Annotated in this window: 15 protein-coding genes; 4 read left to right on the top strand and 11 right to left on the bottom strand. The window is 34.3% G+C overall.

All coding sequences use genetic code 11. From position 1 onward, the window contains the following. From OZP10_RS18765 to aspA, 3 genes are all read right to left on the bottom strand, one after another. Positions 1–675, bottom strand: a complete 675-nt coding sequence (locus OZP10_RS18765; protein ID WP_177209947.1) for a response regulator transcription factor — start codon at positions 673–675, stop codon at positions 1–3. Positions 676–824: 149 nt separating this feature from the next. After that, a complete protein-coding gene (locus OZP10_RS18760; protein WP_281632224.1) occupies positions 825–2,096 on the bottom strand; it encodes a BamA/TamA family outer membrane protein in 1,272 nt (423 codons plus the stop codon). Positions 2,097–2,253: 157 nt separating this feature from the next. Further along, a complete protein-coding gene (gene aspA / locus OZP10_RS18755) occupies positions 2,254–3,663 on the bottom strand; it encodes an aspartate ammonia-lyase (RefSeq protein ID WP_281632223.1) in 1,410 nt (469 codons plus the stop codon). A gap of 158 nt (positions 3,664–3,821) precedes the next feature. Between aspA and OZP10_RS18750 the strand changes: the two genes are divergently transcribed. After that, complete coding sequence (locus OZP10_RS18750) at positions 3,822–4,400, top strand: pentapeptide repeat-containing protein (RefSeq protein WP_281632222.1); 579 nt, start codon at positions 3,822–3,824, stop codon at positions 4,398–4,400. Positions 4,401–4,557: 157 nt separating this feature from the next. On the opposite strand, the gene OZP10_RS18745 is transcribed toward OZP10_RS18750, so the two are convergent. The 4 genes from OZP10_RS18745 to glyA all read right to left on the bottom strand — a co-directional run bounded on the left by OZP10_RS18745 (position 4,558) and on the right by glyA (position 8,392). Further along, the gene (locus OZP10_RS18745) at positions 4,558–5,061 is read right to left on the bottom strand and encodes a GNAT family N-acetyltransferase (RefSeq protein ID WP_281632221.1); all 504 of its coding nucleotides are present in this window, start codon (positions 5,059–5,061) and stop codon (positions 4,558–4,560) included. Between the two features lie 21 nt (positions 5,062–5,082). Beyond that, positions 5,083–6,123 (bottom strand): GMP reductase, encoded by a 1,041-nt coding sequence (locus tag OZP10_RS18740; protein WP_281632220.1) that lies wholly within the window; start codon positions 6,121–6,123, stop codon positions 5,083–5,085. Between the two features lie 252 nt (positions 6,124–6,375). Then, entirely contained in the window at positions 6,376–6,969 is a 594-nt protein-coding gene (locus OZP10_RS18735; protein WP_057122755.1) for a MiaE family protein, read from the bottom strand. 148 nt (positions 6,970–7,117) lie between these two features. Further along, positions 7,118–8,392: a serine hydroxymethyltransferase gene (gene glyA / locus OZP10_RS18730; protein ID WP_281632219.1), complete on the bottom strand. Its 1,275-nt coding sequence runs from the start codon at positions 8,390–8,392 to the stop codon at positions 7,118–7,120. A 109-nt stretch (positions 8,393–8,501) separates the two neighbouring features. Between glyA and fahA the strand changes: the two genes are divergently transcribed. Beyond that, on the top strand, positions 8,502–9,785 hold the full coding sequence (fahA, locus tag OZP10_RS18725) for a fumarylacetoacetase (protein WP_281632218.1): 1,284 nt from the start codon (positions 8,502–8,504) through the stop codon (positions 9,783–9,785). A 106-nt stretch (positions 9,786–9,891) separates the two neighbouring features. On the opposite strand, the gene OZP10_RS18720 is transcribed toward fahA, so the two are convergent. Together OZP10_RS18720 and OZP10_RS18715 are read right to left on the bottom strand one after the other, a co-directional pair. Then, complete coding sequence (locus OZP10_RS18720; RefSeq protein WP_281632217.1) at positions 9,892–11,076, bottom strand: endonuclease/exonuclease/phosphatase family protein; 1,185 nt, start codon at positions 11,074–11,076, stop codon at positions 9,892–9,894. A 214-nt stretch (positions 11,077–11,290) separates the two neighbouring features. Beyond that, entirely contained in the window at positions 11,291–12,331 is a 1,041-nt protein-coding gene (locus tag OZP10_RS18715; protein ID WP_281632216.1) for an agmatine deiminase family protein, read from the bottom strand. Positions 12,332–12,515: 184 nt separating this feature from the next. Here OZP10_RS18715 and OZP10_RS18710 point away from each other — a divergent pair, with 184 nt between their 5' ends. Together OZP10_RS18710 and OZP10_RS18705 are read left to right on the top strand one after the other, a co-directional pair. Further along, the gene (locus OZP10_RS18710; protein ID WP_281632215.1) at positions 12,516–14,036 is read left to right on the top strand and encodes a choice-of-anchor I family protein; all 1,521 of its coding nucleotides are present in this window, start codon (positions 12,516–12,518) and stop codon (positions 14,034–14,036) included. A gap of 201 nt (positions 14,037–14,237) precedes the next feature. Next, positions 14,238–15,497, top strand: coding sequence for an OmpA family protein (locus OZP10_RS18705; RefSeq protein ID WP_281632214.1), 1,260 nt, complete (start codon positions 14,238–14,240; stop codon positions 15,495–15,497). Between the two features lie 310 nt (positions 15,498–15,807). Here OZP10_RS18705 and OZP10_RS18700 read toward each other — a convergent pair whose 3' ends face one another. Both OZP10_RS18700 and OZP10_RS18695 read right to left on the bottom strand, forming a co-directional pair. Further along, entirely contained in the window at positions 15,808–16,698 is an 891-nt protein-coding gene (locus tag OZP10_RS18700; RefSeq protein ID WP_035644835.1) for a carbon-nitrogen hydrolase, read from the bottom strand. 182 nt (positions 16,699–16,880) lie between these two features. Then, positions 16,881–17,291: a hypothetical protein gene (locus tag OZP10_RS18695; RefSeq protein WP_281632213.1), complete on the bottom strand. Its 411-nt coding sequence runs from the start codon at positions 17,289–17,291 to the stop codon at positions 16,881–16,883. Positions 17,292–17,349 lie beyond the last annotated feature (58 nt).

Below are 17,349 nucleotides of genomic sequence, written 5' to 3'. Positions count from 1 at the left end.
TTATGGCTTAATTACATAACCTAAACCTTTCATGGTATGAATCAGTTTGGTTGAAAAAGGCTTATCTATCTTTCTTCTTAAGTACGTAATATACACATCGACAACATTGGTATTCATATCAAAATTAATATCCCAAACATTGTCCAAAATTTGATCGCGCGAAACAATGCGCCCCGTATTTTTAGCTAAATAGTATAGCAGTTTAAATTCTTTGGCAGTTAATACAATATTCTCGCCATCTCTTTTGACAGTTTTGGCGCGTCCATTTATTTCTAAATCAGCAATTGTGATGGTGTCTATTTTTTCTGTTTCCTGCTGTGATCTTCTGTATAAAGCATTTACTCTGGCGTCTAATTCACCAAATTTAAAAGGCTTTACCAGATAATCATCCGCACCAGAATTAAGACCAGTTACAATGTTTTCTGAAGTTCCAAGAGCCGTTAAAAGTAAAATGGGCACAAAGTTTTTTGCTGCTCGAAGTCTTCTGCAGATTTCGATTCCGTTAACATCAGGAAGCATAACATCTAAAATTACCACATCGAAAGTATAATTATGAATCATTTCCATGGCAGTTTGACCATCCATAGCAACGCTTACTTCATTATTATTTTCTGCAAAACCTTTTCGTAATATCGATAATAGATTTGGCTCGTCTTCGACTATCAGTAATTTCATATTAAGAAGTTTGTATATACAACAAAAATAAGAATACTATTTAAAATAATTTTAAACAACTTTACAAATTATGATTTTATTGTGAACAATAAAAAAAGCAGACTCGATAGCCTGCTTTTTACTATTATTTTACACTTAAATTTTTAAAATTAAAAAGTTTCTCCAGCATTCAGATAAAATCCTTTAGAATTATTACCCCAAGCATAATCGAAAATCAGATTGGTTTTGGATGCTTTATCTATTAAAAGCCTTAAACCAATACCTGCTGCGGGCTGAATGGATTTGAACAATTTAAGATCATTATCAGAATTACTCGTTGTTACAAAATTGGTAAAAACAGTACCGCTTAGCAATTGGTTGCAGGTAATAGGAAATCGAAATTCTGTCGATAAATAAACCAACCCATTTCCTCTGAACAATCCCTGCGTATACCCTTCTCCGCTTCTGCTACGCTGATCCCAGCCAATTGCCGGCAGGTTTAAGTACGGAACTTTTCCTCTTGTCACAAACTGTCCATAAGTCCAAATTGCCAAAATATAACGGGGATTCTTATGCGAAACAGGAATAAAATGACGGTATTCTGCAAACAGAACATTACTATATTCCTGATTATTAAACAGTACCGGATTAAATCTATAATTTATATTAGCAAACCAACCTTTTGATGCATTTACCTGATTATCTCGTGAATCGTGAACCAAATTTAGACTCACTCCATTCAAGAAATATTCATTATGATCAAAACCATATTTTTGACTGTAATTGTAATGATAAGTATAATTTCCTTTATCAATATCTAGTTCTTTGTCATCAATGCTTGAATACCAATCGATATTAATTCCTCCTCCAACATAATAATTTTCCTTAACTTCAAAAGAAACTGTCTGATGGAACTTGAAGTAATTATAATCCATATCCTGAGCTAGCGAATCGACACTAAATCCAGGCGGACGGTCACGCCTTGGCGGAATTATATCGGTTCCTAATCCATAATTGGGTTGCGAAAACAGATATAATCGGTAATCGCCACTCAGAAAGATTTTATTATTCTTGAGCAGAATATTGTTTTTCACATTAACTAACCACTGATTTTTAAGCGTGTAAGTAATTCCGATATTAGCAATCGAATATTTGTCTTTTTCTTCTTTTCCTTTAAAAGTATATTGGGCAACGGCTCCAAAAAAGAAACCAGTTGCAGGCTGAGAACCTATTGCTGGAATTAATAAAAAGAAATTGTTTTTTGTAGGTTTAACGACTAGCGCATCATCATCTTTTTTAAAAATATCGAATATTGTTTTGGGAGGACAAATATTTGGATTGCTGAGTTCCTCTTGAGAAAATGAATTAAAAGAAATAAGAAGCAATAATCCTAAGATTTTAGACTTGTACTTATCGGCATTATTTTTAAAAAAAATTACCATTTACAAAGTTTAGTTTTAGAGATAAAAGCTCAATCCTACTGTAAATATAAGTCTTATTTTCAACATCTTACGAACTAAAACTAATTAATTCAAAAATATTTTAACAAAAAAAGCCGTCAAAAATAAATTTGACGGCTTGGAAATATCATCTCAAATATTACTTGGTAATAAATTTTGGGTGAATCAGATTCTCGAGAGAATAAATTTCGTCCCATTTTTCTTGTGTAATCAGCTTTCTTTCCAAAACTGCAATTTGATGCACACTTTTACCCGTTTTTAAAGCTTCTCCAGCAATACTTGCACTTTCTTCGTAACCTAAAATTGGGTTCAATTGCGTTACAATTCCAATGCTGTTCATTATCATATTATAGCAATGGTCCACATTTGCTGTAATTCCGTTAATACATTTATCGATTAAAGTCTGAATAGCATTTGAAAGATAATCCAACGAAGTAAACATGGCAAAAGCAATTACAGGTTCCATTACATTTAATTGCAATTGTCCCGCTTCTGCCGCCATTGTCACCGTTAAATCCTGACCGATTACATAAAAACAAGTCTGATTTACCACTTCTGGAATTACCGGATTTACTTTCCCTGGCATAATAGAAGAACCTGGCTGACGCGCTGGAAGATTGATTTCATTAAAACCTGTTCTTGGCCCTGAACTTAATAATCGTAAATCATTGCAGATTTTAGAAATCTTAACCGCAGAACGTTTTAAAGTTCCCATAATCTGAACGTAAGCGCCTGTATCAACCGTTGCCTCAATTAAATCTGGTGAAAGTGTTAACGGAATTCCCACCTCATCTGCCAGATATTTTACGCAGATTTCTGGATAACCTTCTGGAGCATTTACTTTTGTTCCAATGGCTGTTGCTCCCATATTGATTTCTAAGAGCAATTCCTGAGCATTTTTTAAACGCTGAATATCTTCTCCAATTGTTGTGGCGTAAGCATTAAATTCCTGCCCTAAAGTCATCGGCACCGCATCTTGTAATTGCGTTCTTCCCATTTTTAGGACTTCTTTAAACTCCTCTCCTTTTTTGGCGAAAGCAACTTCTAAACCTGCTAAAGTTTTAATAAAACTTTCCATTTTCAAATACAAAGCAATTCTAAAAGCCGATGGATATGCATCATTTGTCGATTGAGAACAATTTACATGATTGTTTGGATGAAGAAAATTGTATTCGCCTTTTTTATGACCTAAATATTCCAAACCAATATTAGCAATGACTTCGTTCGCATTCATGTTTACAGAAGTTCCTGCTCCACCCTGAATTAAATCGCTCACAAATTCCTGATCAAATTTGCCCGCGATGACCTGATCACTTCCGTAACAGATTGCTTCAGCAATTTTAGAATCAATTGCGCCGCAGTCTTTATTGGCTAGAGCAGCAGCTTTTTTTACATATCCTAAAGCTTTGATAAATAAAGGTTCTTTTGAAATCGGAATTCCTGTAATATTGAAATTTTCTACAGCTCTAAAAGTCTGGATTCCGTAGTATAAATGATTCGGAATTTCTAATTCTCCTAAAAAATCATGTTCCTTTCTTGTTGGTTCCATATAATAAAATTGATATGTTTTGACTTAAAAAAATAAGTGTAAAGCTACAGCATTTTACCGATTAAAAATGTGAATGAAATCAAAATCATTTATAATTTGTTCCCATTATTCTATGGTAAATTATTACCTTTTCACCTTCAAATAATTATAGAAAAGGGTTGAAAAAAGAAAGCGAATATTTTCTTGATAAAGAATACAATACAATTGTTTACGCCAAAGATGATCTTAATTTTAAAGACTTTGAATCTTGCGTTTTTAACAATTGTAACTTTTCTGCGTGCACGTTTTTAGCCGTTACTTTCATTGATTGTATTTTTAATGACTGTATTTTCAGCGAAGCAAAAATTAATTATGTGGCATTACGAACCGTTACTTTTAATCGATGCGAAATTAAAGAAGTGAATTTCGCTATGTGCGACAAACTAATTTTTGAAGTTCATTTTAATGATTGCATTCTCGATTTTTCTAAGTTTTATACTTTAAAACTGAAAGGAACTCCGTTTACCAATTGCAGTTTAATCGCTGTAGATTTTATGGCTGCAGATTTAACCAGCGCAATTTTCGATAATTGTGACTTATATCGTTCTGAATTCAACAAAGCCATCGCTAACAAAGCTGATTTTAAAACGAGTTACAATTATACTATTGATCCTTCTAAAACTAAATTAAAGAAAGCTATTTTTTCTTTGAAGGAAGTGAAAGGATTATTATTTACGCATGATGTGATTGTGAGTTAAACAATAAAGAGTCCAATAATTTATACTTAAAACCCTCAAAGTTTGTCATTTCGACGAAGGAGAAATCTTCGCGAGAAACTCTACAAAGATTGGATTCTCGTTGCGGAGCTGCTTGCGAAGATTTCTCCTTCGTCGAAATGACAAAAATGCTAAAAAATTACTTTGAGATTGCTTTTCCCATCACATAATCCTCCATTAAATACCCATTTCCAATTTCTATATCAACGGTTTCTTTAATTTGGAAACCTATTTTTTTATAAAAATCTAATGCTGTATTAAATCGATTTACATTCAATGATAATTGTTTTGAATTGTTTTCTAAAGCCAGTCTTTCTATAAAATCAAATACTTTTTTCCCATACCCTTTTCCTTGAGTTTCTGGCAAAAGGTAGATTTTATGAATTTTGGTTATAGCTTCATTTTTATAATGATGCTCAATTCCTATAAAGCCAATTGTAGATTCAGAATCTAAAATAAGATAGAATAATTGTTCTTTATTCTCAATTTGTTTTGCCAAAGCCTCATCAGAATAAAACAAACATAACATATAATCTAATTGTGATTTAGATAAAATTTCACCGTACGTAATAGGCCAAGTAATGTTTGTAATTTTCTGAATTGTAGAAATATCACCTAACCCTGCTTCCGAAATGCTAATCATAATGTATTTTGAAATATATTTTTATTTAGTAAAAACCTGATTTTCCTGTTCGCTTACGCGGATGAAAGTTGTTCGTTTAGTCAATTCTTTCAATCTTGAAGCTCCAACATAAGTGCATGTACTTCTTATTCCGCCTAATATATCTAAAACAGTGTGAATGACGTCACCCTTAAACGGAACTTGAACTGTTTTCCCTTCGCTTGCTCTGTATTCTGCAACACCGCCGGAATGTTTATCCATTGCTGTTTTTGAACTCATTCCGTAAAATTGTTTGAATTTTTCTCCTTTGACTTCTATTAGTTCACCGCCGCTTTCTGTGTGTCCTGCGAGCATTCCTCCCAACATTACAAAGTCGGCTCCTGCACCAAAAGCTTTAGCAACATCGCCCGGAGTTGAACAGCCGCCATCGCTTATAATATGCCCCCCTAAACCGTGCGCTGCATCGGCACATTCAATAATGGCTGATAACTGCGGATAACCTACGCCAGTTTTCACACGAGTTGTACAAACAGAACCTGGTCCGATTCCGACTTTTACAATGTCTGCTCCTGCCAAAAGCAGTTCTTCAGTCATTTCCCCAGTAACCACATTTCCAGCGATAATTATTTTGTCTGGATATTGTTTACGGGTTTTCTTTAAAAACTGAACAAAATGTTCTGAATAGCCGTTTGCAACATCAATACAAATAAATTTCAATAACGGATTTGCAGTAATTATTGCTCCTATTTTCTCAAAATCTTCTTTTCCTGTTCCGGTGCTTACGGCAATATAATTGTAGAAATCTGGAGTTACATTTTTTAGAAAGTTATTCCACTCTTCTAAAGTGTAGTGTTTATGAATGGCCGTAAAAAGTTTTTCTTGTGCCAAAACCTTTGCGATTTCAAAAGTTCCAACAGTATCCATATTGGCGGCCATAATCGGAATTCCTGTCCAATTTGCAGTACTATGCAAAAATTTGAAATTTTGTTCTAAGGAAACTTCAGATCTACTTTTCAACGTTGATCTTTTAGGTCTAAACATTACGTCTTTAAAACCCAATTTGAGGTCCATTTCTATTCTCATAGTTCGAGATTTTGGTTACTCTCAAATGTAAGGAATTTTAGATTGTAGACTTTAGATTTTAGATTAACAAAAACTCGAACTTTTGAACAATTATCAATTCACTTTTGCGAAAGTGCTAATTTGAATGTTTTTATTTCACAGAGACTCACAAAGTTTCTAATTAGGAACGCGTTTCTCCCGATAACTATCGGGATCGCTCAACGTGACAGACTTGAAACTTGAAACCTGAAACAAAGTAAACAAATCAAAAAACTACCCGTGAATCGTCTCTCCTTTTCCGTAATTGGTAATGATTGATTCTTCGAAAGCGAGCCATTCTCTCCAACGTTTTTCAACATCGATTCCTGTTCCGTATTTACGTGCGTATGTGATGAAAGTAGTGTAATGTCCTGCTTCACTTTCCATTAATTCTCTGTAGAAAAGCGCTAATTCTTCATCTTTAATATTTTCAGAAAGCACTTTAAAACGTTCACAGCTTCGTGCTTCAATCATTGCAGAAAACAATAATCGTTCTACAAGTCCAGAAACACGGCTTCCGTCGCCGCTTCTTTTCATGTATTGGTATAGTTCGTTTACGTAATCATCTTTGCGCTCACGTCCTAGTTTTAATCCGCGTTTAATGATGATATTATGAACCTGTTCAAAATGATCTATTTCTTCTTTGGCTAAAGCCAATAAATCTTTCACTAAATCTTGATGCTCAGAATTGTTTGTGATAATCGTAATCGCATTTGTTGCCGCTTTTTGTTCGCACCAAGCGTGATCTGTTAAGATTTCTTCAATGTTTTTCTCAACAATATTTACCCATCTTGGGTCGGTTGGCAATTGTAATCTTAATACGCCCATTTTTTTTAAGTCTTAAAGTTTGAAAGTCGAAAGTCATAAAGTCATTTGAAAACTTTAAAAGAAAAATCGAAGATCAAAAACTAAAGATAGAAATTCACTTTCCATTTTTAGACTTTCGACCTTCGACTTTATGACTTTTGACTAATTTTTAATATGCGAAAATCGGTTTTTCGCTCATCATATCATTTACTTGTTCAGCAACTTCTTCGATAACGGCTTCATCTGTATGATTAGATAAAACTTTATCAATAAGCTCAACAATAGTTTCCATATCTTTTTCAACTAAACCACGAGTTGTGATTGCAGCTGTTCCAACACGAATTCCAGAAGTGATAAATGGAGATTTATCGTCAAAAGGAACCATGTTTTTATTTACAGTAATTTCAGCTTTTACTAATGCGTTTTCAGCTTCTTTACCAGAAATGCCTTTGTTTCTTAAATCAATAAGCATCATGTGGTTGTCTGTTCCGCCAGAGATAATGTTATAACCTCTTTTTACGAAAGCATCAGCCATTGCATTTGCATTCTTTTTTAATTGCATTGCATAAGTAAAGAAATCATCTTTTAATGCTTCACCAAAAGCAACTGCTTTAGCAGCGATAATATGCATTAAAGGTCCACCTTGATTTCCTGGGAAAACAGCTAAGTCTAATAATGAAGACATCATTCTGATTTCTCCTTTTGGAGTTGTTAATCCTTGTGGATTTGGGAAATCTTTACCCATTAAAATCAAACCTCCACGTGGTCCTCTCAATGTTTTGTGAGTTGTTGTAGAAACAATGTGGCAATGAGGAATTGGATCATTCATTAATCCTTTTGCAATAAGACCTGCTGGGTGAGAAATATCAGCAAACAAGATTGCTCCTACGCTGTCAGCAATTTGTCTGAAACGAGCAAAATCCATATCACGAGAATAAGCCGAAGCTCCAGCGATAATTAATTTTGGCTGTTCTTTAGTTGCAATTTCTTGAATTTTATCATAATCTAAACGACCAGTTTCAGCATCTACACCGTAGAATACCGGACGGTATAAACGTCCAGAGAAATTTACAGGAGAACCGTGAGTTAAGTGACCTCCATGAGATAAATCGAAACCTAAAATAGTATCACCTGGATTTAAACAAGCATGGTAAACAGATGTATTTGCCTGAGAACCTGAGTGAGGCTGTACGTTTGCATATTCAGCTCCAAATAATTCTTTAGCTCTGTCAATTGCAATCTGCTCGATAACGTCCACTACTTCGCAACCGCCGTAGTATCTTTTGCCAGGATAACCCTCAGCATATTTATTAGTTAAAACAGACCCTGCTGCTGCCATTACTTCATCACTTACAAAATTCTCAGAAGCAATAAGCTCTAGTCCGTGAATTTGTCTTTCTTTCTCCTCTTGGATAAGATCAAAAATTTGTTCGTCGCGTTGCATTTTTTTGTTTTTCGTTAATTTCACGCAAAAATACAAAAAAACGTTTGTCAAACAGCTAGATTATGATATATTTGACATGTAATTTTTCAACAAACAATTAACATTAAACATGCCAATAACCGCCAACGATACCAATAGAAAATCATGGTTAGAAGTGCCACAAAATAGCGACTTCCCTATTCAGAATATTCCTTTCGGTGTATTTCTTACCAAAGAAAATGTCGTTACTGTAGGAACAAGAATTGGCGATTATGCCATAGATTTAGGAGCTTTACAGCAATTAAATTATTTTGAAGGAATAGAATTAACCGATGATATGTTTATGCAGGATACGCTAAATGATTTTATTTCTGATGGAAAAAAAACATGGCGTTTGGTTCGAAATCGTATCGCTGAGATTTTCGACGAGACCAATCCGCAGTTAAGAGATACAACAAAACATCGCGATATTGTTATATTTAAAATCGAAGACGTAGAAATGCAATTGCCAGTTTTAATTGGTGATTATACTGACTTTTACTCAAGTAGAGAACATGCCACAAACGTAGGAAAAATGTTCCGTGATCCAGAAAATGCTTTATTGCCAAACTGGCTACACATTCCAGTTGGATATCACGGAAGAAGTTCTACAATTGTTCCTTCTGGAATTCCAGTTCACAGACCAATGGGACAAACTTTACCTGCTGGACACGATACACCAGTTTTTGGAGCATCTCGTTTAGTAGATTTTGAATTAGAAACTGCTTTTATTACTACAGATGTAAATGTAATGGGCGAAAATATTTCAACTTATGAAGCTGAAGATTATATTTTCGGAATGGTTTTACTAAATGACTGGAGTGCTCGCGATATGCAAAAATGGGAATATGTGCCTCTTGGGCCATTCTTAGCAAAAAACTTCGCTACTTCAATTTCACCTTGGATTGTGACTATGGATGCTTTGGAACCTTTTAGAACTAAGGGACCAAAACAAGATCCGTCTCCGCTTCCGTATTTGCAGACAAAAGGTAAAAAAGCTTTTGATATTCATTTAGAAGTTTCTTTACAACCAGAAAATCAAGAAGAAACGATAATTTCAAAATCTAACTTCAAGTACATGTACTGGTCTATGGCTCAGCAATTAACGCATCACACTTCAAATGGATGTCGCGTGAATTCTGGAGACATGATGGGTTCTGGAACTATTTCTGGTCCAACTCCTGATAGTTTTGGTTCTATGCTAGAATTAACTTGGGGAGGAAAAAATCCGCTTAAACTAAGTGACGGAAGTGAACGTAAATTTATTGAAGATAATGATACTGTTATTATTCGCGGTTTCTGCGAAAACAACGAAGTAAGAATTGGATTTGGAGAAGTTTCAAGCCAATTATTACCTCCATTTACGAGACAATGAAGAGCAGAGCAATCTGAAGAGATATAGAAAAACAAAAAACCTTGGAAATCCAAGGTTTTTTTTATGCTTTATATTTAATCTAGAAAAAGTTGAAAGAAAAAGCTATTTATTCTAAGACCACTTTTACCCAAACCAAACGATGATCTGAACTTGATTCTCGTTTTTCTACCAATTCTGACATTGCCTCACCTTTTGCAGGCCAGAATACACCGCTATTAACAACTTTGAAACCAAGTCTGGATGGCAATACATAATCAGCTCGCATTCTCCAAAAGGCTGTATGATTAACTCCAAAAGGATTTTTAGGACTAAATTCAGCACCACCTTTACTAGCAGGCGTCAAGTCGCTATTAATTTTCGGACTTTCTATTAAGGATTTTATACCTTCTCTCATAGCATCTCCTTCAACTGGTGAGGCGTTTTGATCACCCATGATGACAAATCGAGAATCTGGAGGCAAACCTCCTTTTACTCCTTTATCATCATAAATATACGAAGCAGAATTGTCTGAAATATAATCTCTCCAGAATCGAATTTCATCATGATTTCTTTTCCCATTGCGATCTTCAACACCATCAAAAGTTGGAGGAGTTGGATGACTGACTAAAACATGAACTGTTTTATTGTCAATCTCTACAGGAACATCCCAGTGAGATTTTGAAGATAATGGAAATTCCTTCCATGCTTTCTTACTGTACCAATCCGATCCATCTGCTTTTTTGGTAATCAATGCTCCTGGCATATCTTTCCATTTAAAATGCTGAAAAGTACGAACCGCCTTAACATCAATAGGATATTTAGATAAAAGCATCATCCCGTATTGTCCAGGATACATGCCAAATGCCCATGCATCATTTCCAAAATTATCCAACTTTCCATCATTGTTCAAATCGTAAGGACTTGGCTGGCCCGTATTCACTGTCGTATAATAGTAATAAGGATAATCAATAGCGGCTGCTCCACCTTGGCTCACGTTCAAATAATTTTTTATAAACGCCTTTACACCAAGTTCAGGGTCTTTAATATAATCAAATTCGTTTAGCAAAATAACATCTGGTCGAACGGTCTGAATAATCTGGGCAATATTTCTGATTTGAGTATTATGCCCTGAATTAAGCTGATAAATCAGTATCTGCTCCGATTTTCCCATTGCACCTTTGGGAGAATAATTATCAGATTCCATACTTACATTGTAGGTAGCAAATGTAAGTTCATTTTTGCCTTGTGAATCGGACTGCGAAAATAAAGCTCCGGAAGAAAGCACGGAAAGGATAAAAAATATTTTCTTCATATAAAATTAAATCTGCATTTCTGCATTATTGAACATACGAATATAAGAAGGATGTGTGGACACACGGCAAATCTGTCTGTTAAATATACAACAAAAAAAAGCTGCCACTTTTCGTGACAGCTCAAACGATATAAGAAAGTCTCTGAATATCTGATAATTTTATCACAGATTAAAAATATCAAAACGATTATTTTATAATCAGTGGACACTATTTTTATGCAGGAATCTGCTGACTTAAACAATGTAAAGTTCCGAATCCCCAGATAAAATCGATACAGCTAATACCGATTACTTCGCGATCTGGAAAACATTCAGCTAAAATATTTAAAGCTACTCGGTCGTTGCTATCGTTGAATGTTGGCACTAAAACGCAATTATTCAAGATTAAGAAATTAGCATAACTTGCCGGCAATCTTAAATCTTCAAAATCAACACGCTTTGGCATTGGCAATGCTACAATAACTGGAGATTTTCCGTTTTCTAATTTAGCATTCTGCAAACGTTTCAAATTGTCCTGTAAAGGTTTGTAATTTGAATCATTTTTTTCTGTTTCTACAATTGTTACAATCGTATCTTCGTTTACAAATCGGCATAAATCGTCGATATGACCATGCGTATCATCTCCTTCTATTCCGTCTCCTAACCAAATTACATTGGTAACTCCAAGATATTCTTTAAAAACAGCTTCGTAATCTTCTTTTGTAAAACCAGGATTTCTTACTTGAATTGTTGGGTGCATCAAACACTCTTCAGAAGTCAGTAAAGTTCCTTTTCCGTTTACATCAATCGCCCCACCTTCAACAATTACAGGTTTTCCTTTGTACATTACTTGAGTTAAAGGAACATCAATAAAATCAGCTACTTTACCAGGAACAAATTTATCTAATTGATAGTTTTTATATTTTGCCCAACCGTTAAAGTTAAAGTTAAGCGCTTCTCTTTTTGAACCATTTTTTACAATAATTGGTCCCGAATCGCGCATCCAGCTTCTGTTTGTTTTATGAACAATATAAGAAACGTTTTCAGTATTAACGCGAGCTCTTTCAAGCATATCAGCTACTTTTTCTTTTAGTTTTTCATCGGCAACCACCAAAAAAACAGTTTCAAAAGTCGCTACTTTTTTAATAAATTCTACAAAAGCCCATTGAACGGCTTCATATTTTCCTGGCCAATCGTTACCATTGTGCGGAAAACACAATACAATTCCTTGTTGCTTTTCCCATTCTGCTGGAAATCTTCTATTATTTGTTGACATAAATAGGTTCTAATTTAGAAAGTGCAAAGATAAGCATTCGTTAGGATTATAAAACATTTGGTTGAAATTCCTCTGTAATTTCACAAAACTTATCCTGCAAAATTTAAGTTAAAGATTAAATAATACACACTTAATATTTAACAGAGAGCTCAGAATTACTTTTGCCAAAACTAAAAACTAACACATGAAAAATTTATCTCTCTCATTATTAGCTGCTCTTTTTTTATTGGCAAGCTGTAACAATGATGAAAATTCAAACACCGAACCAGAAGTTGTTGTAAACGAAAATCCAGGAACTTTTAAAGAAATTGGTTCTATTACTATTGGCGGAGAAGCTGCTGCTGAAATTTCTGCTTACTGCGAAAAAACAAAAAGACTTTTTACAGTAAACAATAGCGGTGTTAATCAAATTGACGTTATCGATATTAGTGATCCGACAAAACCACTTAAAATCGGAAAAATTGATTTAGTTGCCTACGAAGGCGCAGCAAACAGCGTTTCTGTTTTTGACGGTAAACTTGCGGTAGCTTTAGAATCTACAGTAAACAAACAAGGAAACGGAAAAGTAGTTGTTTTTAATACTTCAGATTATAGCTTAATTAAACAAGTAACAGTTGGTGCTTTGCCAGATATGATTACTTTTTCTCCAGACGGAAAATATATTATGACGGCAAATGAAGGCGAGCCAAATACAGATTACACACAAGATCCAAACGGAACTGTTTCTATTATTGAAACAAGCACTTACAATGTTACAACTTTAGACTTCGCTTCATTTGCTGGTCAGGCTGCGGCATTGGTAAAAGATGGCTTCAGAATTTCAAAATTTGCTAAAACTAGTTTTGCTCAAGATATCGAACCTGAATACATTACAATTTCAGACGATTCTAAAACGGCTTGGGTAACTTTACAAGAAAATAATGGTGTTGCAAAAGTTGATTTAACTTCGAAAACGATTACTGCTATTTATCCTTTAGGAATGAAAGATTATAACACAGCTGAAAACGCAATTGACGTAAGCGATAGCGATAATAAAATTGCTTTTAATCCTTGGAAAGTGAAAGGATTGTATATGCCAGATGCAATCAGTCATTATACTGTAAATAATGTTCCATATTTTGTAACTGCTAACGAAGGTGATGCAAGAGAGTATACTGCTTACACTGATGTGAAGCGTATGAAAAGCATGACACTTGACGCAACAGCTTTCCCTGATGCAGCTACTTTAAAATTAGACACCAATTTAGGAAGATTAAATCTTGTTGCCGATATGGGAGATACTGATGGAGATGGAGATTTAGACCAAATGGTAAGTTTTGGAGGAAGATCTTTTTCTATCTGGAACGGAAATACAGGAAAAATTGTTTTTGACAGCAAAAATGATGTTGACAAAAAAACAAATGAAATAGGCACTTACGACGATAAAAGAAGTGATGATAAAGGTTCTGAACCAGAAGCTGTAGTTGTGAGTAAAATGGGAAATCAAAATATTCTGTTTGTAGGGCTTGAAAGATCTGATGCTTTTATGGTTTATGATGCTACAAACCCAACTTCGCCTCAGTATTTACAAACTGTAAAAACAGGAGATGCTCCAGAAGGTATTCTTTTTATTCCGGCTTCAAAAAGTCCGACGAAAAGAAGCTTGTTGGTAGTAAGCAGCGAAGGCGATGGATCTGTTAAAATTTATCAGCCTGATTTAAAATAATAACTCTTTTTTAAGGATAGCAAAAGGACAAAATGTGAATTTTGTCCTTTTTTATGCATTCTATTGTACTTATTTTAACGGATTTACACAATTAAAAGCCAAAATATGGGAATTATGTAAGGGTATATACAACACTTTCTAGAATTCGACCTCTAATTTTGTTTCAGAGTTTAAAATAAAAACAATTTAATTTTTGATATCATGAAAAAGAAATTAGTATCAGTATCCTTATTATTACTATCATTTGCTGCAGGTGCTCAAAATATGGCTACTACTTCTACAAAACCAAATGTAGATCAAGAATACAACAAATGGTCGATCGAGCTTAATGGTGGGGTTAACAAACCAACCAGAACAATGACTCCAGGTTATACTACAGAATCATTAAACTTTTTTCACGGAGATTTGGGTGTAAGATATATGTTTAGTCCAAAGTTTGGGGTAAAATTAGATGTTGGTTACGATCAATTCAAAGAGAAAAAAGATACTCCAGATTTTGAAAGCCGCTACGTTAGAGCGAGTTTACAAGGGGTTATCAATGTTGGACGCGCTTTAAATTTTGAAACTTGGACAAACACAATCGGTCTTTTGGCACATGGTGGTTTTGGGGTTTCGCAAATTAGTACTGAAACAGGATTTGGTGGACAAGATTACATGGCTCACGGAATTGCAGGTTTAACGGGACAAATTAGATTAAGCGACCGAGTAGCATTGACAGGTGACCTTACTGGAATTGTTAACGGAAGACAAAACTGGAACTTTGACGGAATGGGAAATACTACCACAGGTTCTTTTGATGGCGTTTTATTAAATGCTTCTGTAGGTTTAACTTTCTACCTAGGTAAAAACCAAAAACATGCTGACTGGGTTGGTGAAGAAGATAGAATCAGCGAATTGGAACAAAGAGTTGACTTAATCGAAACTGGTCTTATTGATTCAGACAAAGATGGAGTTGCTGATTTATACGATTTAGAACCAAACAGTATTGCAGGAGTTGCTGTTAATACAAAAGGACAATCTATTGATACCAATCAAAATGGTGTTCCAGATGAGTTAGAAAGCTACTTAGACAAAACTTACGAGAAAAAAGGTGCTGGAACAGCTACAAACAATACAGTTGAAGAATTAATCAACGGTGGTTATGTAAATGTTTACTTCGATTTCAATTCGTCTAAACCAACAAACGCTTCTTTATCTGGTGTTGATTTCTTAGTGAAATACTTGAAAAACAACCCTGGAAAATCTGCCGATATTATTGGTTATGCTGATGAAATTGGAAACTCAAGCTACAACACTGAATTATCTAGAAAACGAGCTGAAGCTGTGAAAAAAGTAGCAGTAAATGCTGGAATCGATGCTTCTAGATTGAATGTAATTGCTAATGGAGAAGATACTTCTGTTAACAAAAACTCTAAAGAAGCACGTCAAATCGTGAGGCGAGTTACTTTCCAAGTGAAGTAATCTATATATAAAGCTAAAAGCAGAAAAGGAGCTATTTCAATACGAAATAGCTCCTTTTTATTAAAAACATAGTTTTAATACTTATTTAAAGCTTCGGAGAAGCTAAATATTTATAGCACTACAATAAGACAAAATAAAAAGCTCCAGCGGAGCGACATGTTCTTATAGAGTCTATTTAGATGTCGCTCCGCTGGAGCTTTATATTGTAAACATTTATTCTTTGCTATAAATAATTTAGCTTCTCCAAAGCTTACAAAAAAAAGGACAAAATGTATATTTTGTCCTTTTTATATATTTTAGATAAATCAAATTATTTATCAATTGCTCTTTTTGTAATATCTCCAAAAGCATCAATTCTTCTATCTCTAAAGAACGGCCAATTTTGACGAACATTTTCCTGAAGATCTAAATCAACCTCAGCAATTAAGATTTCTTCTTTATCATGAGAAGCCTGAGCTAAAATTTCTCCTTGCGGTCCTGCAATAAAAGAAGCTCCCCAGAACTGAATTCCTTCTGTTCCTTCAAGGTATTTTTCTAGACCAATTCGGTTTGCTGCTGCAACGAAAACACCATTTGCTACTGCATGACCTTTCATTACGTTCATCCAAGCACCATATTGATTTTCTCCATATTGCTCTTTTTCTTTTGGATGCCATCCAATTGCTGTTGGATAGAATAAAACTTCTGCTCCTTTAAGCGCTGTAATACGAGCCGCTTCTGGATACCACTGATCCCAGCAGATTAAAGTTCCAACAGTTCCTTTTTTAGTTTCGATTGCCTGGAAACCTAAATCGCCCGGAGTGAAATAGAATTTTTCATAGAAATGAGGATCATCTGGAATGTGCATTTTACGGTATAAACCAGCCTCTGTTCCATCAGTATCAATAATGTAAGCACTATTATGATAGATTCCTGCCATTCTTTTCTCGAAGAAAGGAACAATAATTACTACTCCTAATTCTTTTGCCAATTCGCTGAATGCAATAAATGAAGTGCTGTAAAGTGGTTCTGCTAATGCAAAATTATCTACATCTTCACTTTGACAAAAATAATGACTGCTATATAATTCAGGCAATAAAATAACTTCTGCACCTTGACTTGCAGCATCTCTTACCCAGCTGATACATTTTTTAAGATTATTTTCGGCAACATCATTCAGATTTAACTGAATTACTGATATTTTATACTTTCTTTTCGGCATGACATAAAATTTAGAGTGCAAAAATAATACTTTTTAAAGGAATGTCAAAGTAGATAACTTTTATATAACAACTAATAAATCAGTACCAATTCCTCAAAATCAAAAAACCATTTCACGTCCGTTTAAAATAAAACTTCTGTAAAATGGCTTTCAACCTAAAAAAATATCAACTTAACAAGTTGTTATTCGATCACTACTTTTTGAGTAAGGAATTCAGTTTCTGATTTCTTAAATTTAATTTCGAAACTTCCTTTTTCAGCAGATTTAAATTTATAAACTGTTTTTTTAGGATCTGGAATTTGCTGTGTACAAACATCTGAAGCGTATTTTGCTATAACTTGCAATCCTTTGTCTGTACCAATTGTTGTTTCGCTAATTTTATCAAATTCTCCACAAGCGTTATCTACAATAAAAGTCACGTCATAGCTTAATTCCTCATTTACTTTTCCAGTTTCTGGACCTTTAATTTCGGTTACAAATGCTGTTTTTGTTTTAACTGTCGATTCTACTTTATCATCATCGCTACTGCAAGAAACAAATCCAATTGATAAAAATAATACTACTAAAGCTGTTTTTAATCTAAAACTTTTCATATAAAATAATAATTAATTGTTAATTACTATGAAGACGCGTCTTGGTTGCAAAGGTTGC

The sequence above is a fragment of the Flavobacterium luteolum genome (genome assembly GCF_027111275.1).
Lineage (GTDB): Bacteria > Bacteroidota > Bacteroidia > Flavobacteriales > Flavobacteriaceae > Flavobacterium > Flavobacterium luteolum.
Note: the sequence above shows the minus strand (reverse complement) of the source record. Positions and strands in the feature narration are given on the sequence as shown.